The following is a 23,010-nucleotide window of genomic DNA, read 5'->3' as shown; positions in this document are numbered from 1 at the left end:
CGAAGCCATGAACCAGCAACTCGCGGGCTACGCCCCGACCCCCGTCGCGGCCCGGATGGAGAACCACGGCCGCGCCATGCTCAAGGTCGCCATGGCGACCGGCCAGGACCTCTACGCCCGGTCCGGCTCGATGGTCGCCTACGAGGGCTTCATCACCTACGAGCCCAATCCGCCCGCCGTCCGCCAGTACGCGCAGCAGTGGATCACCGGCGAGGGCGCGCCGCTCATGAAGTGCTCGGGCGACGGACTGCTCTACCTCGCCGACTACGGTGCCGACGTCGTCGTGATCAACCTGAACAACGACTCCCTGTCGGTCAACGGCACCAACCTGCTCGCCTTCGACGCCAACCTCCAGTGGGGCGTCGAGCGGGTCAAGGGGCTCGCCAAGTTCGCCGGGCAGGGACTGTTCAACGTGACGGTCTCCGGCACCGGCTGGGTCGCGCTGACCTCGCGCGGCACGCCGATCGTCGTCGACTGCGGCCGCGGCGAGGACGAGACCTACGTCGACCCCGACGCGCTCGTCGCCTGGTCGCCCGCGCTCAAGGTCAAGGGCAAGCGCAGCTTCAAGGCGTCCTCCCTCATCGGGCGGGGCAGCGGCGAGGCGTACCAGATGGCCTTCTCGGGCCAGGGCATCGTCGTCGTACAGCCGAGCGAGGACAGCACCGACCGCCTGCGGGCCCGGGGCTGAGGGGAAGCGAGAACACACCATGCAGAGCCCGCTTTTCAACCACGCCGAACAGCAGAGCCAGGAACGGTACGTCGTCCAGAACCCGCAGCTCCTGAGGGTGAGCCTGAACGGCCAGGACGACGTCCTGGCCCGCAAGGGCGCCATGGTCGCGTACCAGGGGCTGATCGACTTCGACGGCGAGTACCAGACCGCCAACCAGCGCCGGGCCCGCGCCCGCACCGGCGAGGGGCTGGACCTGATGCGCTGCTCCGGGCAGGGCACGGTCTACTTCGCCAACCTCGCCCAGTACGTCCACGTCGTGGACGTCGAGCAGGAGGGCCTCACCGTCGACAGCGCCTACGTCCTGGCGCTCGACTCGACCCTCCACACCGAGGTCATCGCCGTCGACAGCCAGTACGGCGTCTCCGGGACCGGCAAGTACCAGCTCAACATCTCCGGCCGGGGCAAGGTCGCCCTGATGACCTCGGGCCAGCCGCTGATGATGCGGGTCACGCCCGACAAGTACGTCAGCGCCGACGCGGACGCGATCGTCGCCTGGTCCACCGGCCTCCGCGTCCAGATGCAGGCGCAGACGCACAACTCCGGCGTCCGCCGCCGGCGCGGCGACACCGGCGAGGGCTGGGAGCTCAGCTTCCTCGGACAGGGCTTCGCCCTCGTCCAGCCCAGCGAGGTCATGCCCCCGCAGCACGCGGTCATCGGGCAGGGCGTCGCCGCCCAGTTCGGCGCGGGACAGCACGGCGCCCGCGGCCAGAACCAGAACAACGCCTGGAACTAGCCGGAAGCACCGGAGGGGGGCGGGACCGCCACCGGCGGCCCCGCCCCCTCCGCCGTGCCCGTCACAGCCGTGCCAGCGTGTCCTCCAGAAGGCGGACCACCGACGCGTCGGCCACGTCCGGCACCTCCGCGTAGGCGTACCAGCGCAGGTCGAGGGACTCCTCACTGATCCGTTCCACCGCGCCGGCCGGGGCGAGCGCCGCGTACTGGACGTCCAGGTGCCAGTGGCAGGGCGGCGGGATCGGGTGCCGGTCGAGCCGCACCGGGCCGCCCGGCAGCAGGGTCAGCCCCGCGATCCCGGACTCCTCCGTCGCCTCCCGCAGCGCGGCGGCCTCGACCGTCGTGTCGTCCGGCTCGCAGTGGCCGCCCATCTGGAGCCACAGGCCCAGCTTCCGGTGGAGGGTCAGCAGCACCCGCCCCCGCGAAGGGTCGACCACCAGCGCGCTGGAGGTCAGATGTCCGGCCCCGCAGGCCTTGTACATGCCGTCGGGATGCGCGTCCAGGTGCTCCAGATAGACCCGGCGGAGCCGCTCCTGGTCCGCGTCCTCCCGGCCCTCGTACTCCTTCAGCACGAGGACCGCGTCGTCGCGCAGGCTCACCGGTCGCCGTCGTCCTCGCCGGAAGCGTCCCCGCCGGCCCGGCCGTCACGCTTCTCGTCGGAACCGGAACCGGAACCGGAACCGGAACCGGAGCCGCCCGCCGCCGCCTCGCCCAGCATCTTGTCCAGCTCGGAGAAGTCCAGGTGCTCGCGGTGCACGAAGCCGTCCGGGTCGTCCAGGTCGGTCGCCGTCGGCAGCATGTCCGGGTGCTCCCACAGCCCGTCCCGGCCGTCGACCCCGCGCGCGTCGGTGAGCGAGGCCCACAGGCGCGCCGCGTCCCGCAGCCGCCGCGGCCGCAGCTCCAGGCCGATCAGCGTCGCGAAGGTCTGCTCGGCGGGACCGCCCGAGGCCCGTCGCCGGCGCAGCGTCTCACGCAGCGCGTCCGCCGAGGTCAGACGGGACTTGGCGGCCTCGTGGACCACCGCGTCCACCCAGCCCTCGACCAGCGCGAGCGCCGTCTCCAGACGGGCCAGGGCCGCCTTCTGCTCCGGGGTGTCCTCCGGCTGGAACATGCCCTGCTGGAGCGCCTCCTGAAGCTGCTCGGGGTGCGTCGGGTCGAGCTGGCCCACCGCCTCCTCCAGCTTCGAGGTGTCGACCTTGATCCCGCGCGCGTACCCCTCGACCGCGCCGAACAGATGGGCGCGCAGCCACGGCACGTGCGCGAAGAGGCGCTGGTGGGCCGCCTCGCGCAGGGCCAGGTACAGCCGCACCTCGTCCGGGGGCACGCCCAGGTCCTTGCCGAAGGCCTCGACGTTCAGCGGCAGCAGCGCGGCGCGCCCCGCCGGGCCCAGCGGCAGGCCGACGTCGGTCGAGCCGACGACCTCGCCGGCGAGCGCGCCCACGGCCTGCCCGATCTGCTGGCCGAACATGGCGCCGCCCATGGAGCGCATCATGCCGATCAGCGGGCCCGCCATGGCCTGCATCTCCTCCGGCAGGACGTCGCCCATCGCCGCGCCGACCCGCTCCGCGACCGGGTCCACGAGCTGCTGCCACGCCGGCAGCGTCGCCTCGACCCACTCCGCGCGGCTCCACGCCACGGCGGTGCCCGCGCCGGAGGGCAGCGAGGTGACCTGGTCCAGCCACAGGTCGGCCAGGCGCAGGGCCTCCTGGACCGCCGACCGCTCGGCCGGGCCCACGCTGGCGTCCTTGGTGCCGTCGGCGGTGCCCTGGGCCACCACCTGGCGCGCGATCTGCTTGGCCATGTCCCAGTTCACGGGACCGCCCTCGTAGCTGAGCATCTGCCCGAGCTGCTGGAAGGCCGCGCCCAGATCGTTGGGGTTCAGCGAGCCGAACATCGCCGCGAACGGATTGTCCGCGCCGCCCTGGCCCCCCGGCCCGCCCATGCCGGGCAGCGCCCCGAAGCCGAAGGGGTCGGCCCCGAACGGGTTGCCGCCCGGGCCGCCGGACCCCTGGCCACCTCCGGCGGGGTCCTTCTTCTTGCCCTCGTCGCCGTCCTCCGGCTCCTCCGGCGGAAGGCCGAATCCGAATGGGGTGTCACTCACAGGTTTCCTCGGCTCGTAGGGCCGCCGGCCTCCTGCCGACGGCGACTGCCCGACCAGGGCCCGACAGGCGGGCCCCGCACACCACCAGCGTAGACATCCGGGCCGGAAACGGGCTCGGTGCTCCGCCGGGGCGTGCCCTGCGGCAGGATGGACGCCACCTGGTCCGTACGCCGTGCGGCGTACGTACTGAAGACAACCGCTGGAGACGCCCGGTGAGTTCCCCAGATCCACAGGTTCGCGGAGCGCGAAACCACCCGACCCGGTCCACCGCGCGCGGCCCCGTCGTCGCGGTCACCGGCGCGGCCTCCGGCGTCGGCGACCTGCTGACCAGGCGCCTCGCCGCCTCCGAGGAGGTCGGGCGGGTCGTCGCCATCGACGAGCGCCGGGGCGAGGTCCCCGAGGCGCGGTGGCACATCCTCGACGTGCGCGATCCGGCCATCGCGGAGAAGCTGCGCGGCGCCGACGTCGTCGTGCACCTCGCCGTCGACCTCGACCTGGAGACCGACCCCGCCGCCCGGACGGCCTACAACGTGCGCGGCACGCAGACCGTCCTGACCGCCGCCGCGGCCGCCGGGGTCCACCGGGTGGTCCTCTGCACCTCCGCCATGGTCTACGGCGCCCTCCCCGACAACGACGTCCCGCTCTCCGAGGACGCCGAGCTGAGGGCCACGGCGGAGGCCACCGGCGTCGGCGACCTGCTGGAGATCGAGCGCCTCGGCCGCCGGGCGCCCCGCGCGCACCCCGGACTCCACGTCACCGTCGTCCGTCCCGCCGTCCTCGTCGGCGGGACGGACACGGCGCTGACCCGCTACTTCGAGTCGCCCCGGCTGCTCGTCGTCGCCGGCTCCCGGCCCACCTGGCAGTTCTGCCACGTCGAGGACCTGGTCAGCGCCCTGGAGTACGCCGCCCTGGAGAAGGTCGACGGCGAGCTGGCGGTCGGCTGCGAGGGCTGGCTGGAGCAGGAGGAGGTCGAGGCGCTCTCCGGCATCCGGCGCATGGAGCTGCCCTCCGCCGTCGCCCTCGGCACGGCGGCCCGCCTCCACCGGATCGGTCTCACCCCGTCCCCGGCCGGCGACCTCGCGTACACCATGCACCCCTGGGTGGTGAGCGTCGGACGGCTGCACGACGCGGGCTGGCGGCCGAAGTGGACGAACGAGGAGGTCCTCGCCGCGCTCCTGGAGGAGGTCGAGGGCCGACACACGGTCGCCGGGCGCCGCCTGGGACGCAAGGACGCGACGGCGGCCGGCGCGGCCGGCGCGACGGTGGCGCTGCTCGGCACGGCGGCGCTCGTGCGGCAGATGCGGAAGCGGCGCGGGATCTGACCCGCGCGCGACCGCCCGGTCCCGCGATCGCCCGGGTCCCGCGACCGCCCGGCCCCGCGATCGCCCGGTCCCGCGATCGCCCGGGTCCCGCACCGCCCGGCCCCGCGATCGCCCGGTCCCGCGACCGCCCGGGTCCGCGCCCTCCGGCTCTCGTACCGGAGCGCGGCCGGGTGCGGCCGCGCCCGGCCGGCGGACTTGGAGGACCCTCCCACCGGAAGCCCCGTTCACCGGTCGGAACGGCTCTTCCGGGTTGTCGGCGGCGTACGGCACGATGGGCCCATGGCACTGACGTTTGACCACCCCGGCGAACGGGCCGCGGACGACCCCCTCAAGCTCCTCGCGATCCGGGAGGCCCCCCTCTCCGTCGACGAGGTCTTCCGGGCCGTCGGGGACGACGCCTCCGGCGGCACGACCCTCTTCGTCGGCACCGTGCGCAACCACGACGGCGGCGCGGACGTCGACGCGCTGGGCTACTCCTGCCATCCCACGGCCGAGGCGGAGCTGCGCCGCGTCGCCGAGAAGGTCGTCGCGAACCACCCGGTCCGCGCCCTGGCCGCCGTCCACCGGGTGGGTGACCTGCGCGTGGGTGACGTCGCGGTGGTCGTGGCCGTCTCCTGCCCCCACCGCGCGGAGGCCTTCGCCGCCTGCCGGCAGCTGATCGACGACCTCAAGCACGAGGTACCCATTTGGAAGCACCAGACCTTCTCGGACGGAACCGAGGAATGGGTGGGTGCCTGCTAGGGAGGGCCGGGGCAAGGCGGCGCGCCGACAGGCCGTAGCCGACCGCCCGATTTGCGTAACCGACCCCCGGGCGCGAGCGTTGACGACACGGATGAAACAGTCTGCTGATCAACTCACTGGGGATGGGAGGTCGGAATGGCAGCGCTGGCCTGGTTGCTGATTCCGCTTTTCGCAGTCGTCGGCGCGGCGATATGGGGAAGCTGGGCTTCGAGGAACAAGACCATGGGCGATGTGGCCGAACTCGCCGGCTACGCCCGCTTCAGGGACGCGATGGAACGCGCCCACACCGCGCCCGCGGCCCCCGCCCCCCACGACTCCGCCTTCCACGACCAGGCTCCCCACGGTTCCGCTTCCCGCGGTCCCGTCCCGCACGGTTCCGTCTCCCCGGAGCGCGAACCGGCCGCGACGGCCGGCGCCGTCGGCTCGTCGCCGTCCGGCTGACGCGGACCACCGGACCGTCCGAAACGGACTGCCGGAGCGTTCGAAGTGGACCACCGGACCGTCCGAAACGGACTACCGGACCGTCCGAAACGGACCACCCCCGTACGACTCCGCTCCCCGTACGGCTCCGGTCCCGCGAGGTCCTTCCGCCCCCCTCCCCGCGAGGCCCGGGCCCCGCACGGTCCCGGGCCCCGTACGGCCCCGCCCCACGGGTGTGCTCACAGGCGAGTCCCGTACTGTCGTTCCATGCCACGCCGCACCGCGACGATGCTCGCCTCCACCCTGGTTCTGATCTGCCTGCTCATCGCGGGCGTCCTGATCCCGGTGCCGTACGCGGAGATGAGCCCGGGGCCCACGGTCAACACCCTCGGCGAGGCCAGGGGGGAGCCGGTCCTGCGGATCTCGGGCCGCAAGACGTACCCGACCGACGGGCACCTCAACATGACCACGGTCCGCGTCACCGGCGCGAACTACCGGATGAACGCCTTCGAGGCCGTCTACGGGTGGCTCGCCCACGACAACGTGGTGGTGCCGCACGACACGCTCTACCCGGACGGGAAGACCGAGGAGGAGTCCAGCCAGGAGAACGCCGAGGAGTTCAGCCAGTCCCAGGAGAGCGCCAAGACGGCCGCCCTCAAGGAGCTGGGCATCCCCGTGGTCTCCCGGGTCGTCGTCGGTTCCGTGGTCAAGGGCGCCCCGGCCGAGGGCCGGCTGCACGCCGGGGACGTCATCAAGGCCGTCGACGGCGTGCCGATCGCCGAGCAGAGCGACGTCGCCGAGCAGGTGACGAAGCGGAAGCCCGGCCAGAAGGTCGAGTTCACGATCGTCCCCGCCGAGGAGGCGGCCGCCGCCGAGAAGGCGCACAAGGAGCCGTCCGTCACCCGGAAGGTGGTCATCACGACCACCGCCTCCGAGGAGGGCGGCCGGGCCGTCGTCGGCATCCGGGCCGGGACCGACCACGTCTTCCCGTTCACGATCGACGTCAACCTGGCGGACATCGGCGGCCCCAGCGCGGGTCTGATGTTCGCGCTCGGCATCATCGACAAGCTCACCCCTGGAAGCCTCACCGGCGGCCGGTTCGTCGCGGGCACCGGCACCATCGACGACAAGGGCGAGGTCGGTCCGATCGGCGGCATCGGGATGAAGCTGGTCGGCGCGCGCGGGGCGGGCGCCGAGTACTTCCTCACCCCGGCCGACAACTGCGAGGCGGCCGCCGCCGACACGCCCGCCGGTCTCACCCTCGTCAAGGTGGACACCATCGCCGACGCCACGAAGTCGCTGGAGAAGCTCCGCAAGGGTGACACCGCGTCCCTGCCGAGCTGCGCGAAGAAGAGCTGACCCGTACGCCCGGCGGAGGCCGGAAGCCGTAGGTCCGGCGCAGGCCGGAAGCCGTACGTCCGGCGCGGGCCGGGCCCCCTGCGTCCGGCGCGGGCCGGAGCCCGTACGTCCGCGGGGCCGGAGCCCGCGCGCCCGGAGCGTGGAGAAATCCGGGGACGTACGGGAAGAGGGGGACGCCCCGCCGGGCGCCCCCCGTCCGGGGGACCCTCAGCCCTCGAAGGTCGCCGCCAGGGCCTCGGCGAGCCCCGGCACCAGGTCGGGGCCGGTCAGCACCTCGGTCGCCGTGTCCTTCTCGCGCAGCCGGATCGCCGCCTCGCGCGCCCCGCTCCGCAGCACCGCCACGGTCATCCGGACCTCCTGGCGGTCCGGGTGCGCGGCGACCCACTTGGCGAGCTGCTTCTCGTTCAGGCCCTGCGGCACCTGGGCCTCCGCCGACGGCGGCAGCATGAGCCGCTCCACCGTCATGGCGCAGCCGGCCACGGCGTCGGGCCAGGCGATCGTGCCGAGGAAGTCGTCGAGCGGCTTCCCGCGCGGCACCTTGTCCTGCTCGATCGGGGTGTAGGAGGTGACGTCGTCGCCCAGCCCGAGCTGGGAGGCGAGCTTGGGCTCCTGGGCGCGCAGCCGGGCGGTGTCGACCAGGGCGAACAGGCGGGCGGGCTGGTCCCAGCCGAGGCCCGACGCGTACTCGTCGATCTCGAGCACCGCACGGGTGAGGGGGCTCGCGGCCATCGCCGGGCCGGAGGGGGAAACGTTGGACATGACCAATATCCTGCCTCCTCTCCCCCCGAAGACGGGAACTAGGTAAAGCCTCAGTAAGTTGCACCAGTGGGCCCTACGATCGCGGGGCCTGCTTTCAGGCGCGTCAGCAGCACGCGTCGACACCGAGACGCATCAACATCGAGGGGCGCACGTTGGCTTTCCAGATGCCGGACCGCGGCGGAGGCCCGTCAGGGCCAAGGATGAGAGTCGGCCGGCCGTCCCGGCGGGCCCGTACCCTGCTCATGACACTCGGGGTGCTGGCCGTTCTGGCCATGGCGTTCGTGATGTTCGCCGGGTTCTGGACGGACTGGCTCTGGTACCGCTCGGTCGAGTACTCGTCCGTGTTCACCACCACCCTCTGGACCAAGATCGGGCTCTTCGCGGTCTTCGGCCTCCTCATGGGGCTCGCCGTCGGCTTCAACATCTGGCTGGCGCACCGGCTGCGGCCGCCGCTCAGCGCGATGTCGATGGAGCAGCAGAGCCTCGACCGGTACCGGATGGGCCTCGCGCCGTTCAGGAAGTGGGTGCTGCTCGCGGTCGCCGCCCTGGTGGGCCTGATCGCCGGCGCCTCCGCCTCCGGCCAGTGGCGCACCTGGCTGATGTGGGTCAACGGGGTGAAGTTCGGCCAGAAGGACCCGCAGTTCGGTCTCGACGTGGCGTTCTACGCCTTCGACCTGCCCTGGTACCGCTTCCTCCTCGCGTTCGGCTTCGCCGCCGCGGTCCTGTCGCTGATCGCCGCCGCGCTCACGCACTACCTGTACGGCGGCCTCCGGGTCACCAGTCCGGGCGCCCGCGCCACCGCCGCCGCCACGGGCCACCTCTCGGTGCTGCTCGGCGTCTTCGTGTCGCTGAAGGCCGTGGCGTACTGGCTCGACCGGTACGGGCTGGCCGTGAAGTCCAGCGACTTCAAGGCCACCGGCAACTGGACGGGCCTGCGGTACGTCGACGCCAACGCGTACCTGCCGGCGAAGACCATCCTCTTCTGCATCGCCGCGATCTGCGCCGTGCTGTTCTTCGCGACGCTCTGGCGCCGCACCTGGCAGCTCCCGGTGATCGGCTTCGGCCTGATGGTGCTGTCGGCGGTCCTGATCGGCGGCCTGTACCCGGCCATCGTGCAGAAGTTCCAGGTCCAGCCGAACGAGCAGGCCAAGGAAGCCGAGTACATCCAGAAGAACATCGACGCGACCCGCAAGGCGTACGCGATCGACGGGACGAAGCCCGAGAACTACTCGGGCAAGTCGACGGTCAAGGCCAAGGACCGGCTGCGGGGGGACGCCGACTCGGCGGCGAGCTACCGGCTCCTCGATCCGAACATCGTCTCGCCCACGTTCCAGCAGCTGGAGCAGAAGCGGAAGTACTACCAGTTCCCGACCACCCTGGACGTGGACCGCTACCAGGGCAAGGACACCGTCATCGGTCTCCGCGAGCTCAACATCAAGGGCATCCCGAAGCGGAACTGGATCAACGACCACTTCACCTACACCCACGGCTACGGCGCGATCATGGCCGCGGGCACCCAGACGGACGCCAACGGCTCCCCGGTCTTCACCGAGTCCGGCCTGCCGACCACCGGTCAGCTGCCGAAGTACGAGCAGCGGATCTACTACGGCGAGAAGACCGACCAGTACTCGATCGTGGGCGGCCCCCAGAAGGAGCTGGACTACGAGGAGAACGGCGAGAAGACCACCAGCTACAAGGAGAAGAGCGGCGTCAGCCTCTCCAGCACCTTCAACCGCGCCGCGTACGCGGTGGCCTTCAGCGAGCCGCAGATCCTGTACTCCGGGGCCATCGGCGACGGCTCGCGCGTCCTCTACAACCGCACGCCCAAGCAGCGCGTCGAGGCGGTCGCGCCCTGGCTGACCATCGACGGCGACGCCTACCCGGCGGTCGTCGGCGGCCGGATCCAGTGGATCGTCGACGCGTACACGACGACCAACGGCTACCCGTACGCCTCGCGCACCACGCTCGGCGACACGACGGCCGACTCCCTGACGGTCGGCAACCGGCAGCGCGCGGTCGTCGCCCAGCAGAACCAGGTCAACTACATCCGCAACTCGGTGAAGGCCACCGTCGACGCCTACGACGGCACGGTGACCCTCTACGAGTGGGACACCGAGGACCCGGTCCTGAAGACCTGGATGAAGGCCTTCCCGGACACGGTCAAGCCGAAGTCCGCGATCAAGGGCGACCTCCTGGAGCACCTGCGCTACCCGCAGGACATGTTCAAGGTCCAGCGCGAGCTGCTGACCCGCTACCACGTCACCGACCCCGCGCAGTTCTACAGCGGCTCGGACGCCTGGCAGGTGCCGGACGACCCGACCACCAAGGCCGGCAACGCGGTCCCGCCGTACTACCTGAGCATGAAGATGCCCGGGGACGAGGCGCAGCGCTTCTCGCTGACGACGACGTTCACCCCGAACGGACGGCCCAACCTGGGCGGCTTCATGGCGGTCGACGCCGACGCCACCAGCAAGGAGTACGGCCGGCTGAGACTGCTCCGGGTCACCCAGGACGTGCCAGGACCGGCCCAGGTGCAGAGCAAGCTCAACGGTCTGCCGTCCGTGGCGCAGTTCGTCCGGGACATGAAGGGCGCCGACTCGGACATCCAGTACGGCAACCTGCTGACCGTGCCGCTCGACGGCGGGTTCCTGTACGTGGAGCCGGTGTACGCCCAGGGGCGGAACGCGCTCTACCCGCTCCTGAAGAAGGTCGCGGTCTCGTACGTGGACGCGGACCAGCCGGAGGGCGACACGACCAAGGACACCACGGTGTTCGAGGACAACCTCACCAAGGGGCTCAACGCGGTCTTCGGGGTGGAGGCGCCGTCGCAGCCGACGCCGCAGCCGCCGGGCACCACGCCTCCGCCGCCGTCCTCGGACGGCGACGTGCTGAAGCAGGCGATCGCCGACGCGCAGAAGGCGTACGACGAGGGCGAGGCCGCGCTGCGCAAGGGCGACTGGACCGCGTACGGCAAGGCCCAGGCGGACCTCCGGGCGGCCCTCCAGCGGGTCGCGGAAGCCGGGGCGAAGGTCAAGTCACCGGCGGCGGGCAGCTGACCTGAGGTTTTCCGTCCCCGCGTCGTGATACTGTTACGTCATCGACGCGGGGTGGAGCAGCTCGGTAGCTCGCTGGGCTCATAACCCAGAGGTCGCAGGTTCAAATCCTGTCCCCGCTACTCAGTGAGAACGAGGGCCCGAATCCATAAGGATTCGGGCCCTCGTCGTGTGTCGGCGTGTCAGGGGGTACCGAAGAGCGGTAGGCAAGGGGCGAGTTGGCGTAAGTCGTGTTTGACTTGTCTCTCTGTGGGCATGTCGACAAAACGCCGAGTGACCTCACTGGCTGCGGTTTACCAGATGTGCTCGGGTGGCGGGTGATGCGACGATGGTATTTATGGGGGACAGGGCAACTCTGTTGGAGACAGGGCGGTTTGTGCAGCGGCACGCCAGGAACGCCGCGGACGAGATCATAGAGGCGGTGGGGGCCGCCGGCGCCGCCGTGGGCACCGTCGAGAGCGATGCCGACGCCGAGAACGAGACCGAGACCGAGGCCCGGCACCGCCGCGCGGCCGAACTCGGCGACCTCGCCTCGGTGAGCGCCCTCGGCGCCCTGCTGCTGCGCCGCGGCGACCTCGACGCCGCCGAACCCTACCTGCGCGCCGCCACCGCCGAGGGGGACCGGGCCGCCGCCAACAACCTGGGCGTCCTGCTGCACCAGCGCGGATACGCCGACGAGGCCGCGGGCTGGTGGCGGGTCGCCGCCGTCGCCGGCTCCGCCCCCGCCGCCCACGCGCTCGGCCGCCACCACCGCGAGCGCGGCGACGAGCCCGCGGCCGAGTACTGGCTGCGCCAGGCCGCCGAACAGGGCCACGCCCTCGGCGCGTACGCCCTCGCCGACCTCCTGGAGCACCGCGGCGACATCGGCGCCGAGCGGTGGCTGCGCGCCGCCGCCGAGCAGGGCCACCGCGAGGCCGCCTACCGCCTGGCCACGGCCCTGGAGCGCCGTGCCACCGGGGCGGCCCGCGGACCGCACGACACCGGCTCCCGGCTCCCCGTGCCCGGGGCCGCCCCCGACGGGGCGGCCGGCGGCCCGCCGGGCTTGCTCGCCGAGGCCGAGCAGTGGTTCCGGCAGGCCGCCGCGCGCGGCCACCGCAGGGCCGCGCTCCACCTGGGCGCCATCCTGGAACAGCGCGGCGAGCTGAAGGAGGCGGGCCGCTGGTACCTCAGCTCCGCGAAGGAGGGCGAGGCCAGGGCCGCCTGCGCGCTCGGCTTCCTGCTCCGCGACGCGGGCGACGAGGAGAGCGCCGCCGTGTGGTGGCTGCGCGCCGCCCAGGACGGCGACGGCAACGCCGCCAACGCCCTCGGCGTCCTCCACGCGGCCCGCGGCGAGCAGCAGACCGCCGAGCGCTGGTACCGGGCCGCGATGGACGCCGGGGACGTCAACGGCGCCTACAACCTCGGGCTGCTCTGCGCCGCCCAGGACCGCATCCCGCAGGCCGAGCAGTGGTACCGGCGGGCCGCCTACGCCGGTCACCGCGAGGCCGCCAACGCGCTCGCCGTGCTCCTCCTCCAGGCGGGCGACGCCAACGGGGCCGAGCCCTGGTTCTCCAAGGCCGCCGAGGCGGGCAGCGTGGACGCCGCCTTCAACCTGGGCATCCTCCACGCGGGCCGCGACGACGACCGCACGGCCCTCGTCTGGTACGAGCGGGCCGCCGCCGCCGGGCACACCGAGGCCGCCCTCCAGGTCGGCATCGCCGCCCTGCGCGACGGGGACGAGCGCACCGCCGAGCGGCACCTGCGGTGCGCGGCCGGGGGCGGCAGCGCCGAGGCCGCCTTCCGGCTCGCCTCGGTGCTCGACGCGCGTCGCCCCGAGCCGGGCCCCGCCGTGCTCGGCGCCTCCCGCGAGGAGAAGAGCGAGTGCGAGGAGTGGTACGAGCGGGCCGCCCAGCAGGGCCACCGGCGCGCCCAGGTGCGGGTCGGGATGCTCGCCGCCGCGCGCGGCGACCTGGCGGAGGCCGACCGCTGGTACCGGGAGGCCGCCGAGGCCGGCAGCCGCAACGGCGCCTTCAACCTGGGCCTGCTGCTCGCCCGCGAGGGGAACGAGCGCGAGGCGGCCCTCTGGTGGACCCGGGCCGCCCGGGCCGGCCACGGCCGCGCCGCCCTCCGGCTCGCGCTGCTCGCGGCGCGCCGGGGCGAACTCACCGAGGGACGCCGCTGGTGCGCCCGCGCGGTGGAGCTGGGCCCGGCGGAGGTCGCCGAGCGGGCGGCGCGGCTGAGCGAGGCCCTGCACCAGGAACTCACGGCGTGACGGCCGGGTCCGGGGGCGTCGGGGGCAACGGATTTGCGCCGGCGACGAGGTACCCGTAAGGTGGTGTTCACCGACGCGGGGTGGAGCAGCTCGGTAGCTCGCTGGGCTCATAACCCAGAGGTCGCAGGTTCAAATCCTGTCCCCGCTACTCAGTAGCAAGTGAGGGCCCGTATCCGATCATCTCGGATGCGGGCCTTCGCCGTGTCCGGATGTGCGTCCGGGAAGTGCGAAGTCCGGGAAGTGCGAAGGGGCCCCCGCTCGTGGCGGGGGCCCCTTCGCGTGGTCCTAGGCCGTCGTGGCGCAGCCCGGGCAGAGGCCCCGGTAGGTGACCTCGACCTCGGAGACGGTGAAGCCGAAGCGCTCCGTGTCCGGGAGGTCCGCCAGGGGGTCGCCGGCGGGGTGCACGTCGCGGATCGCGCCGCACCGGCCGCAGACCAGGTGGTGGTGCGGGCGGTGGGCGTTCGGGTCGTACCGCTTGGCGCGTCCGTCGGTGGCCACCTCGATGACCTCGCCGAGGGTGACCATCTCGCCCAGCGTGTTGTAGACGGTCGCCCGTGAGATCTCGGGCAGCCGTGTCACGGCACGCGCGTGGACCTCGTCGGCGGTCAGGTGCACGTGCTCCCCGTCGAGGACTTCGGCCACGACGCGTCGCTGCGCGGTCATGCGCCAGCCGCGTCCGCGCAGTCGTTCCAGCAGGTCGCTCATGGAACTCAGCCTAACAGCCGGAGGGCAAGATCCTGAACGGGTGTGACTTTAGAAGTTCACTTGACTTGGATTGTGTCCAATGTAGGATCGTATTCGGCGCCGACCGGGACCCTCCCGGACCGGCCGGAGGACAGGACACGCGGGAATGACGCAGGAGACGCACGTGACGCAGGGACCGCTCACCACGGAGGCCGGGGCCCCGGTCGCCGACAACCAGAACAGCGAGACCGCGGGCACCGGCGGTCCGGTCCTCGTCCAGGACCAGCTCCTCCTGGAGAAGCTCGCCCACTTCAACCGCGAGCGCATCCCGGAGCGCGTGGTCCACGCGCGCGGCGCGGGCGCCTACGGCACCTTCACGGTCACCCGGGACGTCTCGCGGTGGACCCGTGCCGCGTTCCTCTCCGAGGTCGGCAAGGAGACCGAGACCTTCCTGCGCTTCTCCACCGTCGCGGGCAGCCTCGGCTCGGCCGACGCGGTCCGCGACCCGCGCGGCTGGGCGCTGAAGTTCTACACCGAGGAGGGCAACTACGACCTCGTCGGCAACAACACCCCGGTCTTCTTCATCCGGGACGCCATCAAGTTCCCCGACTTCATCCACACCCAGAAGCGCGACCCGTACACCGGCTCGCAGGAGCCGGACAACGTCTGGGACTTCTGGAGCCTCTCCCCGGAGTCGACCCACCAGGTCACCTGGCTCTTCGGCGACCGCGGCATCCCCGCCTCGTACCGCCACATGGACGGCTTCGGGTCGCACACCTACCAGTGGAACAACGAGGCCGGCGAGGTCTTCTGGGTCAAGTACCACTTCAAGACCGACCAGGGCATCAAGAACCTCACCCAGGCCGAGGCCGACAGGCTCGCCGGCGAGGACCCGGACTCGCACCAGCGCGACCTGCGCGAGTCCATCGAGCGCGGCGACTTCCCGACCTGGACCGTGCAGGTCCAGATCATGCCCGCGGCCGAGGCGGCGACCTACCGCTTCAACCCGTTCGACCTCACCAAGGTGTGGCCGCACGCGGACTACCCGCCGATCGAGATCGGCAGGCTGGAACTCAACCGCAACCCGGAGAACGTGTTCGCCGAGGTCGAGCAGTCGATCTTCAGTCCCGCGCACTTCGTGCCGGGCATCGGCCCGTCCCCCGACAAGATGCTCCAGGGCCGCCTCTTCGCCTACGGCGACGCCCACCGCTACCGCGTCGGCATCAACGCCGACCACCTGCCGGTGAACCGTCCGCACGCCACCGAGGCCCGGACGCACTCGCGCGACGGCCTCCTCTACGACGGCCGCCACAAGGGCGCGAAGAACTACGAGCCGAACAGCTTCGGCGGCCCGCAGCAGACGGGCCGTCCGCTGTGGCAGCCGGTCCCGGTCAGCGGTTCCACCGGCGACCACACGGCGTCGCTCCACGCCGAGGACAACGACTTCGTCCAGGCGGGCAACCTCTACCGCCTGATGTCCGAGGACGAGAAGGAGCGCCTGGTCGGGAACCTGGCGGGCTTCATCGCCAAGGTCTCGCGGGTCGACATCGCCGAGCGCGCGATCGGCAACTTCCGCAGCGCGGACGACGACTTCGGCAAGCGGCTGGAGGCCGCGGTCCAGGCCCTGCGCGGCTGACGGCAGCCCGCCGGAGGAGAAAGAGGGGCCGGTCCACCCGTGGCCGTACGGGTGGGCCGGCCCCTTCGCGCGTGCTCAGGCGGCGGCGCTGCGCGCCGGAATCCAGCAGCGGATGATGTCGCGCACGGAGACGACCCCGACCGGGCCGTGGTCGTCGAGGACGATCAGATGGCGGAAGCCGCCGCGGGTCATCGCCTCGGCCGCCTCCGTCAGGGTCCAGGTGGGCGCGGCGAAGACGACGTCCCGGGTGGTGTGGGCGCCGGCGGTCTCGTGGTCGGGGTCGCGGCCGGCGCCGAGGGCGTCGAGGATGTCGCGTTCGGTGAGGATGCCGAGGCCGCCGGAATCGCCGTCCTGGACGATGGCGGCGCCGACGCGGCGCGCCGACATCAGCCTCGCCGCCTGGCGGAGGGTGTGGACGGGGCCGATGGTGAGGATCACGGTGCTCATGGCGTCGCGGACGAGCATGGAAGGGACCACCTCCGGTTCGAGAACTTTTTCACAAGTTCACAAGTGGGGGGAGTCTCAGAGTGGCACCGGGGGAGGGGTCCGACAAGGGGGCGCGCGAAGCGCCCCCGGGAGTGCGGAGGGGCGGTCAGTTCCCTTCCGGCGTCCGCTGGTTCAGGTAGGAGAGCAGTTCGCCGTGGAGGAGGCCGTTGGAGGCCGCGGCGTTCCCGCTGTGCGGCCCGTGCCGCCCGTCGAGGCCCGTGTACGTGCCACCGGCCTCCTGCACCACGATCGACACCGCGGCCATGTCCCACAGCGACAGCTCCGGCTCCGCGCAGATGTCCACGGAACCCTCCGCGACCATCATGTACGGCCAGAAGTCGCCGTACGCCCGGGTCCGCCAGCACGCGCGCGTGAGGTCCAGGAAACCGGGGAGGCGGCCCTGCTCCTCCCAGCCGCTCAGCGAGGAGTACGCGAACGAGGCGTCCGCCAGGGAGGCGACCTTCGAGACCCCGAGCCGGGTCGCCGAGGCCAGGCTGCGGCCCGTGTACGCGCCGGCGCCCTTCGCCGCCCACCAGCGGCGGCCGAGCGCCGGGGCCGACACCACGCCCACCACCGGCTGGAAACCGGTCTCCCCGGCCTCCATCAGCGCGATCAGGGTCGCCCAGACCGGCACCCCGCGCACGTAGTTCTTCGTCCCGTCGATCGGGTCGATCACCCAACGGCGCGGACCCGATCCCTCCACGCCGTACTCCTCGCCCAGGACCGCGTCGCGCGGCCGGGCCCGCTGGAGCTGACCGCGGATCAGCTCCTCCGCCGCCTTGTCGGCCTCGCTCACCGGGGTCATGTCCGGCTTCGTCTCGACCTGGAGGTCGAGCGCCTGGAAACGGTCCATGGTGGCCGCGTCGGCGGCATCCGCGAGAACGTGGGCGAGACGCAGGTCATCGTGGTAATCGGCCATGGGCGGCACTCTATCCCCGGGCGGCCCCCGGCCGGGCGGCCGTCCACGGGGGCCCGGCGGCCCGCGGGAGACCCGTCCCCGGACACCCTCCAGCGTCCTTGACAGCGCGCGGACGCCTGCCGACCCTGAGCGCAGGGCCCCGCACGGGAACGTGCGGGGCCGCGCACCGACACGTACGGCCCGGGAGGCACCGATGCCGACGGCCCGCGAGGCCCTGCTCGACGCGGCGCTCGCCGCGCTCACGCACCGGCCGTGGTCCGCCGTGCGGATGGCCGACCTCGCCGCCGTCGCCCGGGTCTCCCGGCAGACCCTCTACAACGAGTTCGGCAGCAAGGAGGGGCTCGCCCGCGCCCTGGTGCGCAGCGAGGCCGACGCCTGCCTCCGGGACGCCCGGCGGCTGCTCGCCGCACCGGGCCCGCCCGTGCGGAACCTCGTCGCCCTCGCCGAGTGGATCGTGACCCGGGCCGCCGTCCGGCCGGTCCTGCGGGCCCTGCTCACCGGTGCCTGGGACACGCGGCTGCCGGCCCCCCGGCCCGCCCGTCCGGACGCCCGGCCCGCGGCCGTCCCCGCCCAGCGCCGTGCCGACGCCGGGCCGCCCGCGCCGGGAGAGCTGGTGGCGGCGATCGTGGCCTGCGCGGACGAACGGTGGGCCGTCGGCTGCGAACTCGCCGTCCGGCTCGCCCTCGGCCACGTCGTCGCGCCCCCGGTGCCCTGCGGCACGGCCCCCGGCGCTCAGTGCGCGGAGCCGGAGAACTGGAGTCCGATGACGCCCGCGATGACCAGGGCGATCGAGACGATCTTGAGCGTGGAGACCACGTCGCCCAGGAAGACCATGCCGTAGATCGCCGTCCCGGCCGCGCCGATCCCGGTCCACACCGCGTACGCCGGACCCACGTCCAGCTTCCGCAGCGACAGCGTGAGGAGGCCGAAGCTGCCCAGGGAGAAGCACGCGAAGGCGATCGTCGGCCACAGCCGGGTGAATCCGTGCGAGAGCTTCAGGCAGATCGCGAAGCCCGTCTCCAGGAACCCGGCGATCACCACCAGCAGCCACGCCATCGTCAGTGCCTCCCACGCCGTCGGTGACTGCTTCGTCGCACTTGGTGTGATTATGCACTTCTCGGATCGGGATGGGCGGGATTCGACCCGACCGGCCGCGGGGACGGCGGCTCAGTCGCCCTCGCGCCGCTCCCGGGTCGAGAGCAGCCGCCGCAGCGAGACGAGCCGCGCCGGGTCGGCGTGCCCCTCCGCCACGTACGCGTCGAGGGCGCAGTCCGGCTCGTCGTGACCGCACGCGCGCGGACAGTTCTCCGTACCCGGCACGAGGTCCGGGAAGGCGAGGATCACCCGGGACGGGTCCACGTGGTTCAGGCCGAAGGAGCGCACGCCCGGGGTGTCGATGACCCAGCCGCCCTCCTCGTCGTCCAGCGGCAGGGCGAGCGCCGAGGTGGTGGTGTGCCGTCCACGGCCCGTGACCGCGTTGACGACCCCGGTGCTGCGCCGCCGGTCCGGCGGGACCAGCGCGTTGACCAGCGTCGTCTTGCCGACGCCGGAGTGCCCCACGAACGCGGTGGTCCGGCCCTTGAGGTGCTCGTGGACCCGCTCGGCCGCGACCCCGTCGACGAATTCGTCCCGGGTGGTCACCACGTACGGCACCCCGAGCGCCCCGTACATCTCCAGGAGCGCGTCCGGCGGCGCCAGGTCCGACTTGGTCAGCACCAGGAGGGGGGAGAGGCCGCCGTCGTACGCGGCGACCAGACAGCGGTCGATGAGCCGGGGACGCGGTTCCGGGTCGGCGAGGGCTGTGACGATCGCCAGCTGGTCGGCGTTGGCGACGACCACCCGCTCGTACGGGTCGTCGTCGTCGGCCGTGCGGCGCAGCACCGAGGTGCGCTGCCCGATCCGCACGATCCGGGCCAGCGTGTCCTTCTCGCCGGAGAGGTCGCCGACGATCGAGACCCGGTCCCCGACCACGGCCGCCTTGCGGCCCAGCTCGCGCGCCTTCATCGCCATCACGGGCCGGTCGCCCACCAGGCAGGTCAGCCGGCCCCGGTCGACGGTGAGGACCATGCCCTCGACGGCGTCCTCGTGCTTCGGCCGGATGCTCGTCCGGGGCCGGGTGCCCTTGCGGTTGGGCCGCTGGCGGATGTCGTCCTCGTCGGTGTGCTTGCCGTAGCGCCGCATGGTTCAGGCTCCGAGCATTTCGGTCCACATCGCCGGGAAGTCGGGCAAGGTCTTGGCGGTCGTCGCCACGTCCTCGATCTCCACGCCCCCGACCGCGAGCCCGATCACCGCGCCCGCCGTCGCCATGCGGTGGTCGTGGTACGTGTGGAAGACGCCGCCGCGCAGCGGGCGCGGGCGGATGTGCAGACCGTCCGCGGTCTCCGTCACGTCGCCGCCCAGCCCGTTGATCTCCCTGGTGAGCGCCGCCAGCCGGTCCGTCTCGTGCAGCCGCAGGTGCGCGACCCCGCGCAGGGTGGACGGGGAGTCGGCCAGGGCCGCGACCGCCGCGATGCCCGGGGTCAGTTCGCCGACCTCGCCGAGGTCCACGTCGATGCCGTGGATCCGGCCCGTGCCGGTGAAGGTCAGCCCCGCGTCGGTCAGCTCGCAGGAACCACCCATCCCGGTGAAGATCTCCCGCAGCGCGTCACCGGGCTGGGTGGTCCGCGCGGGCCAGTCCGGGATCGTCACCCGGCCGCCGGTCACCAGGGCGGCCGCCAGGAACGGCTGCGCGTTCGACAGGTCGGGCTCGACCACCAGGTCGCGGCCGCGCAGCGCGGACGACGTCACCCGCCACACGTCCGGCTCGCCGCCGTGCTCCGGCTCGTCCACCTGGGCGCCGACCGCGCGCAGCATGTCGACCGTCATCCGGATGTGCGGCATCGAGGGCAGCCGCCCGCCCACGTGCCGCACCTCGACGCCCTGGTTGAAGCGGGGCGCGGAGAGCAGCAGGGCGCTGATGAACTGGGAGGACGAGGAGGCGTCGATCTCGACCGTGCCGCCCTCCAGGCCCCCGGTGCCGTGCACCGTCATCGGCAGCGCGCCGCGCCCCTCGTCCTCGACCCGGGCGCCGAGCGCGCGCAGCGCGTCGATCACGCCGTGCAGCGGACGCTCGTGCGAGCGGGGGTCCCCGTCGAAGCGCACCGGCCCGTCGGCGAGCGCCGCGACCGGCGGCAGGAAGCGCATGACCGTGCCGGCGTTGCCGACGTCCACGGCGGCGGGGCCGCGCAGCGGCGCGGGGATGATCCGCCAGGCCTCGCCGGAGCCGTCGGGCCCCACGCCCTCGTCGATCCGCACGCCGAGGGCACGCAGCGCCTCCGCCATCAGGAGGGTGTCGCGGGAGCGCAGCGGGCGGCGCAGCCAGCCGGGTTCGGCGGCCAGGGCGGCGAGGACCAGGGCGCGGTTGGTGACCGACTTCGAACCGGGCACGGTGACGGTCGCGTCGACGGCGCCGCGCGCGTACGGGGCGGGCCAGAGGTCGGTGGACGGATCGGTGTGCGCGGAAGCAGCTGCGGTCATGTCCCTCACTGTACGGGGGTGTCAGAACCGCAGGAGCCAGCGGCAGCCGCCGATCAGGCAGCAGAGCGAGACCGTGTGGAAGAAGAGCAGCCACACCCCGGCGGGGACGTGGGTGAGCCGTGCGAGCTGGTCCGCGTCCGAGTCGGGGGCACCGCCCCGGCGCCGCTTCGCCTGGAGTTCGAAGGCCGGCCGGACCCCGCCCAGGAGCAGGAACCAGACCACCGCGTAGGCGAAGAGCCCCTGCACGTCGGGCCCGGTCAGCCAGGAGACGAGGAGGAACGCGGCGCCCGTCACCAGGACGGTGAGGACGCCGTACGCGTTGCGGACCATCACCAGCATCGCGAGCAGCAGCGCGGTCGCGGCCCACAGCAGCAGCGTGGTCCGGTGGGTGCCGAGCAGGGCCGCGCCGCCGAGGCCGAGCAGGGGCGCGGCGGGATAGCCGGCGGCCAGGGTGAGGACCGTCCCGAGGCCGGTCGGGCGGCCCCGGGACACGGTCAGGCCGCTGGTGTCCGAGTGCAGCCGGATCGCTTCCAGGCGGCGGCCGGTGGCGACGGCGACGAGGCCGTGACCGCCCTCGTGGGCGATGGTGATCGCGTTGCGGGCCGGCGCCCAGAGCCGGCGGAACGCGACCAGGACCAGCGCGCAGCCGCCGGTGACCCAGACAAGCCACTGGTCCGGGGCGGGCTGGGTGCCGAGGATCTCGTTCATTCGGCGGGCTGCTCCTCGGTATCGGGCGGGATCGTGGCAGTGTGGCACGTATGTGCGGACGGTTTGCATCGAGTCGACGGCCCGAAGATCTGGTGGAGACCTTCGGGGTGGAGCAGTGGGACCCGGAGGAGACGCTGGCCCCGGACTGGAACGTGGCCCCCACCAAACGGGTCTGGGCCGTACTGGAACGCCCTGTGAAGGACGCCGGAACCGGGGAACCGGTTCGCCAGCTCCGCGTCCTGCGGTGGGGACTCGTCCCCTCCTGGTCGAAGTCGCCGGACGGCGCCGCCCGGATGATCAACGCACGGGCCGAGACCCTGCACGAGAAGCCCTCCTTCAAGCGGGCGTTCGCGTCCCGCCGCTGCATCATTCCCGCCGACGGTTACTACGAATGGGTGACCGGGTCGGCGGAACGGGACCTGGAGGTCGAGGGGAAGAAGAAGCGGCCCCGCAAGCAGCCGTACTTCGTGACCCCCGCGGACGGTTCCGTCTTCGCGATGGCCGGGCTCTACGAGTTCTGGCGCGACCGGACCCTCCCCGACGACCACCCCTCCGCCTGGTGGGTCACCTGCGCGGTGATCACCACGGAGGCGGAGACCGGACCGCTGGGCGTGGCCCCGGCCGAGGGCCCCCGCTCGCTCGCCGAGATCCACCCCCGGATGCCGCTGATGCTGACCGAGGACCGCTGGGACGCCTGGCTCGACCCGGCGAACCAGGACGTGGAGGAGCTGCGCGGACTGCTCGTACCGCCGCCGGAGGGCCTGATGCGGGCCCACCCGGTGCCGACCGCCGTCAGCAACGTCCGCAACAACGGCCCCGAACTCCTGACGGAGCTGGACGGCCCCGAGGAGGGCACGCTCTTCTGAACGGCCGCCCCGGCGGCCCGGGACGGCAGAATGGGCGCGTGACCGGAGAGACGACGCGGTACGAGACGGTTCCCACCGACGCCGGCGAGGCCCGGATCACCTGGCACGAGGAGCCGGAGGGACCGGACCCGTGGGCCGTCCTCGCCCTCGGCCACGGCGCCGGCGGTGGCGTGGAGGCCCGCGACCTCCGGGCGCTCGCCGGGGTGCTGCCCGCGCGGGGCGTGACCGTCGCCCTCGTCGAGCAGCCCTGGCGGGTCGCGGGCAGGAAGGTCGCGCCCGCCCCGAAGACCCTGGACACCGCCTGGCGCGGCCTCTGGCCCGCCCTCACGGCGCCGGGCCTCCCCGTGGTCGCCGGCGGCCGCAGCGCCGGCGCCCGCGTCGCCTGCCGCACCGCACGCGAACTGGGCGCCCTCGCCGTCCTCGCCCTGAGCTTCCCGCTGCACCCCCCGGGCAGGCCGGAGAGGTCCCGCGCCGGCGAACTCCTCGGCACCGGTCTGCCCACCCTCGTCGTCCAGGGCGGCAACGACCCCTTCGGCCGCCCCGAGGAGTACCCGGAGGGCCCCCACCGCCTCGTCGCCGTCCCCCACGGGGACCACGGATTCGCCCTCCCCCGGCGCGCGCCCCTCGGCCAGGACGAGGCCCTCGCCCTCCTCGTGGACGGCGTCGCGGAGTGGCTCGACGCACTGCGCTGACGCCCTGTCCGGCCGCGTCCCGGGAGCCGGGAATG

The 23,010-nt window shown here is 73.0% G+C and carries 22 protein-coding genes and 2 tRNA genes; 14 read left to right on the top strand and 10 right to left on the bottom strand.

The window, feature by feature from the left end; genetic code table 11:
* The first annotated feature begins 7 nt into the window (after positions 1-7).
* Positions 8-688: an AIM24 family protein gene (locus tag ACZ3IL_RS02200; RefSeq protein ID WP_467385654.1), complete on the top strand. Its 681-nt coding sequence runs from the start codon at positions 8-10 to the stop codon at positions 686-688.
* Positions 689-707: 19 nt separating this feature from the next.
* Positions 708-1,463, top strand: a complete 756-nt coding sequence (locus ACZ3IL_RS02195; RefSeq protein ID WP_467385653.1) for an AIM24 family protein — start codon at positions 708-710, stop codon at positions 1,461-1,463.
* Positions 1,464-1,524: 61 nt separating this feature from the next.
* Here the strand turns inward: ACZ3IL_RS02195 and ACZ3IL_RS02190 are convergent, their stop codons facing one another.
* Together ACZ3IL_RS02190 and ACZ3IL_RS02185 are read right to left on the bottom strand one after the other, a co-directional pair.
* Entirely contained in the window at positions 1,525-2,061 is a 537-nt protein-coding gene (locus ACZ3IL_RS02190) for an NUDIX hydrolase (RefSeq protein WP_467385652.1), read from the bottom strand.
* A complete protein-coding gene (locus ACZ3IL_RS02185; protein WP_467385651.1) occupies positions 2,058-3,563 on the bottom strand; it encodes a zinc-dependent metalloprotease in 1,506 nt (501 codons plus the stop codon). The genes ACZ3IL_RS02190 and ACZ3IL_RS02185 overlap by 4 nt, the downstream gene beginning before the upstream one ends.
* Before the next feature lie 212 nt (positions 3,564-3,775).
* Here ACZ3IL_RS02185 and ACZ3IL_RS02180 point away from each other — a divergent pair, with 212 nt between their 5' ends.
* The 4 genes from ACZ3IL_RS02180 (at position 3,776) to ACZ3IL_RS02165 (ending at position 7,405) form a co-directional block, all read left to right on the top strand.
* The gene (locus ACZ3IL_RS02180) at positions 3,776-4,885 is read left to right on the top strand and encodes an SDR family oxidoreductase (protein WP_467385650.1); all 1,110 of its coding nucleotides are present in this window, start codon (positions 3,776-3,778) and stop codon (positions 4,883-4,885) included.
* A 279-nt stretch (positions 4,886-5,164) separates the two neighbouring features.
* Positions 5,165-5,626, top strand: coding sequence for a molybdenum cofactor biosynthesis protein MoaE (locus ACZ3IL_RS02175; protein ID WP_467385649.1), 462 nt, complete (start codon positions 5,165-5,167; stop codon positions 5,624-5,626).
* 222 nt (positions 5,627-5,848) lie between these two features.
* On the top strand, positions 5,849-6,067 hold the full coding sequence (locus tag ACZ3IL_RS02170) for a hypothetical protein (RefSeq protein ID WP_467386836.1): 219 nt from the start codon (positions 5,849-5,851) through the stop codon (positions 6,065-6,067).
* Positions 6,068-6,313: 246 nt separating this feature from the next.
* Positions 6,314-7,405, top strand: coding sequence for a YlbL family protein (locus ACZ3IL_RS02165; protein ID WP_467385648.1), 1,092 nt, complete (start codon positions 6,314-6,316; stop codon positions 7,403-7,405).
* Between the two features lie 207 nt (positions 7,406-7,612).
* Here ACZ3IL_RS02165 and ACZ3IL_RS02160 read toward each other — a convergent pair whose 3' ends face one another.
* A complete protein-coding gene (locus ACZ3IL_RS02160; protein ID WP_467385647.1) occupies positions 7,613-8,164 on the bottom strand; it encodes a PPA1309 family protein in 552 nt (183 codons plus the stop codon).
* Between the two features lie 164 nt (positions 8,165-8,328).
* On the opposite strand from ACZ3IL_RS02160, the gene ACZ3IL_RS02155 reads away from it, so the two are divergent.
* The 4 genes from ACZ3IL_RS02155 (at position 8,329) to ACZ3IL_RS02140 (ending at position 13,616) form a co-directional block, all read left to right on the top strand.
* Entirely contained in the window at positions 8,329-11,220 is a 2,892-nt protein-coding gene (locus tag ACZ3IL_RS02155) for a UPF0182 family membrane protein (protein WP_467386777.1), read from the top strand.
* Positions 11,221-11,265: 45 nt separating this feature from the next.
* Positions 11,266-11,339: transfer RNA gene (locus tag ACZ3IL_RS02150), tRNA-Met, on the top strand.
* Positions 11,340-11,545: 206 nt separating this feature from the next.
* Complete coding sequence (locus ACZ3IL_RS02145; RefSeq protein WP_467385646.1) at positions 11,546-13,468, top strand: tetratricopeptide repeat protein; 1,923 nt, start codon at positions 11,546-11,548, stop codon at positions 13,466-13,468.
* Positions 13,469-13,542: 74 nt separating this feature from the next.
* Positions 13,543-13,616 (top strand) — tRNA-Met (locus tag ACZ3IL_RS02140).
* 137 nt (positions 13,617-13,753) lie between these two features.
* On the opposite strand, the gene ACZ3IL_RS02135 is transcribed toward ACZ3IL_RS02140, so the two are convergent.
* Positions 13,754-14,173 carry a Fur family transcriptional regulator gene (locus ACZ3IL_RS02135; RefSeq protein WP_467385645.1) on the bottom strand — a complete coding sequence of 140 codons (420 nt, stop codon included), beginning with the start codon at positions 14,171-14,173 and terminating at the stop codon, positions 13,754-13,756.
* Positions 14,174-14,336: 163 nt separating this feature from the next.
* Here ACZ3IL_RS02135 and ACZ3IL_RS02130 point away from each other — a divergent pair, with 163 nt between their 5' ends.
* Complete coding sequence (locus ACZ3IL_RS02130) at positions 14,337-15,788, top strand: catalase (protein WP_467385644.1); 1,452 nt, start codon at positions 14,337-14,339, stop codon at positions 15,786-15,788.
* Positions 15,789-15,863: 75 nt separating this feature from the next.
* On the opposite strand, the gene ACZ3IL_RS02125 is transcribed toward ACZ3IL_RS02130, so the two are convergent.
* Both ACZ3IL_RS02125 and hisN read right to left on the bottom strand, forming a co-directional pair.
* The gene (locus tag ACZ3IL_RS02125; protein WP_467385643.1) at positions 15,864-16,253 is read right to left on the bottom strand and encodes a CBS domain-containing protein; all 390 of its coding nucleotides are present in this window, start codon (positions 16,251-16,253) and stop codon (positions 15,864-15,866) included.
* Between the two features lie 127 nt (positions 16,254-16,380).
* Positions 16,381-17,193 (bottom strand): histidinol-phosphatase, encoded by an 813-nt coding sequence (hisN, locus tag ACZ3IL_RS02120; protein WP_467385642.1) that lies wholly within the window; start codon positions 17,191-17,193, stop codon positions 16,381-16,383.
* A gap of 193 nt (positions 17,194-17,386) precedes the next feature.
* On the opposite strand from hisN, the gene ACZ3IL_RS02115 reads away from it, so the two are divergent.
* Positions 17,387-18,034: a TetR/AcrR family transcriptional regulator gene (locus tag ACZ3IL_RS02115; RefSeq protein ID WP_467385641.1), complete on the top strand. Its 648-nt coding sequence runs from the start codon at positions 17,387-17,389 to the stop codon at positions 18,032-18,034.
* Here ACZ3IL_RS02115 and ACZ3IL_RS02110 read toward each other — a convergent pair.
* The 4 genes from ACZ3IL_RS02110 to ACZ3IL_RS02095 all read right to left on the bottom strand — a co-directional run bounded on the left by ACZ3IL_RS02110 (position 17,926) and on the right by ACZ3IL_RS02095 (position 21,417).
* Positions 17,926-18,249, bottom strand: coding sequence for a DMT family transporter (locus tag ACZ3IL_RS02110; RefSeq protein ID WP_467385640.1), 324 nt, complete (start codon positions 18,247-18,249; stop codon positions 17,926-17,928). The genes ACZ3IL_RS02115 and ACZ3IL_RS02110 overlap by 109 nt on opposite strands.
* A 111-nt stretch (positions 18,250-18,360) precedes the next feature.
* Positions 18,361-19,374 (bottom strand): ribosome small subunit-dependent GTPase A, encoded by a 1,014-nt coding sequence (rsgA, locus tag ACZ3IL_RS02105; RefSeq protein WP_467385639.1) that lies wholly within the window; start codon positions 19,372-19,374, stop codon positions 18,361-18,363.
* 3 nt (positions 19,375-19,377) lie between these two features.
* Positions 19,378-20,709, bottom strand: coding sequence for a 3-phosphoshikimate 1-carboxyvinyltransferase (aroA, locus tag ACZ3IL_RS02100; protein WP_467385638.1), 1,332 nt, complete (start codon positions 20,707-20,709; stop codon positions 19,378-19,380).
* 21 nt (positions 20,710-20,730) lie between these two features.
* A complete protein-coding gene (locus tag ACZ3IL_RS02095; RefSeq protein ID WP_467385637.1) occupies positions 20,731-21,417 on the bottom strand; it encodes a M50 family metallopeptidase in 687 nt (228 codons plus the stop codon).
* A gap of 50 nt (positions 21,418-21,467) precedes the next feature.
* On the opposite strand from ACZ3IL_RS02095, the gene ACZ3IL_RS02090 reads away from it, so the two are divergent.
* Positions 21,468-22,283, top strand: a complete 816-nt coding sequence (locus ACZ3IL_RS02090; RefSeq protein WP_467386775.1) for an SOS response-associated peptidase — start codon at positions 21,468-21,470, stop codon at positions 22,281-22,283.
* A 38-nt stretch (positions 22,284-22,321) separates the two neighbouring features.
* Positions 22,322-22,975, top strand: a complete 654-nt coding sequence (locus ACZ3IL_RS02085; protein WP_467385636.1) for an alpha/beta hydrolase family protein — start codon at positions 22,322-22,324, stop codon at positions 22,973-22,975.
* Positions 22,976-23,010: the final 35 nt, after the last annotated feature.

Source organism: Streptomyces sp. NPDC014907 (assembly GCF_055562975.1).
The sequence above is the reverse complement of the archived record's forward strand: the minus strand, read 5'-3'. Positions and strand labels throughout refer to the sequence as shown.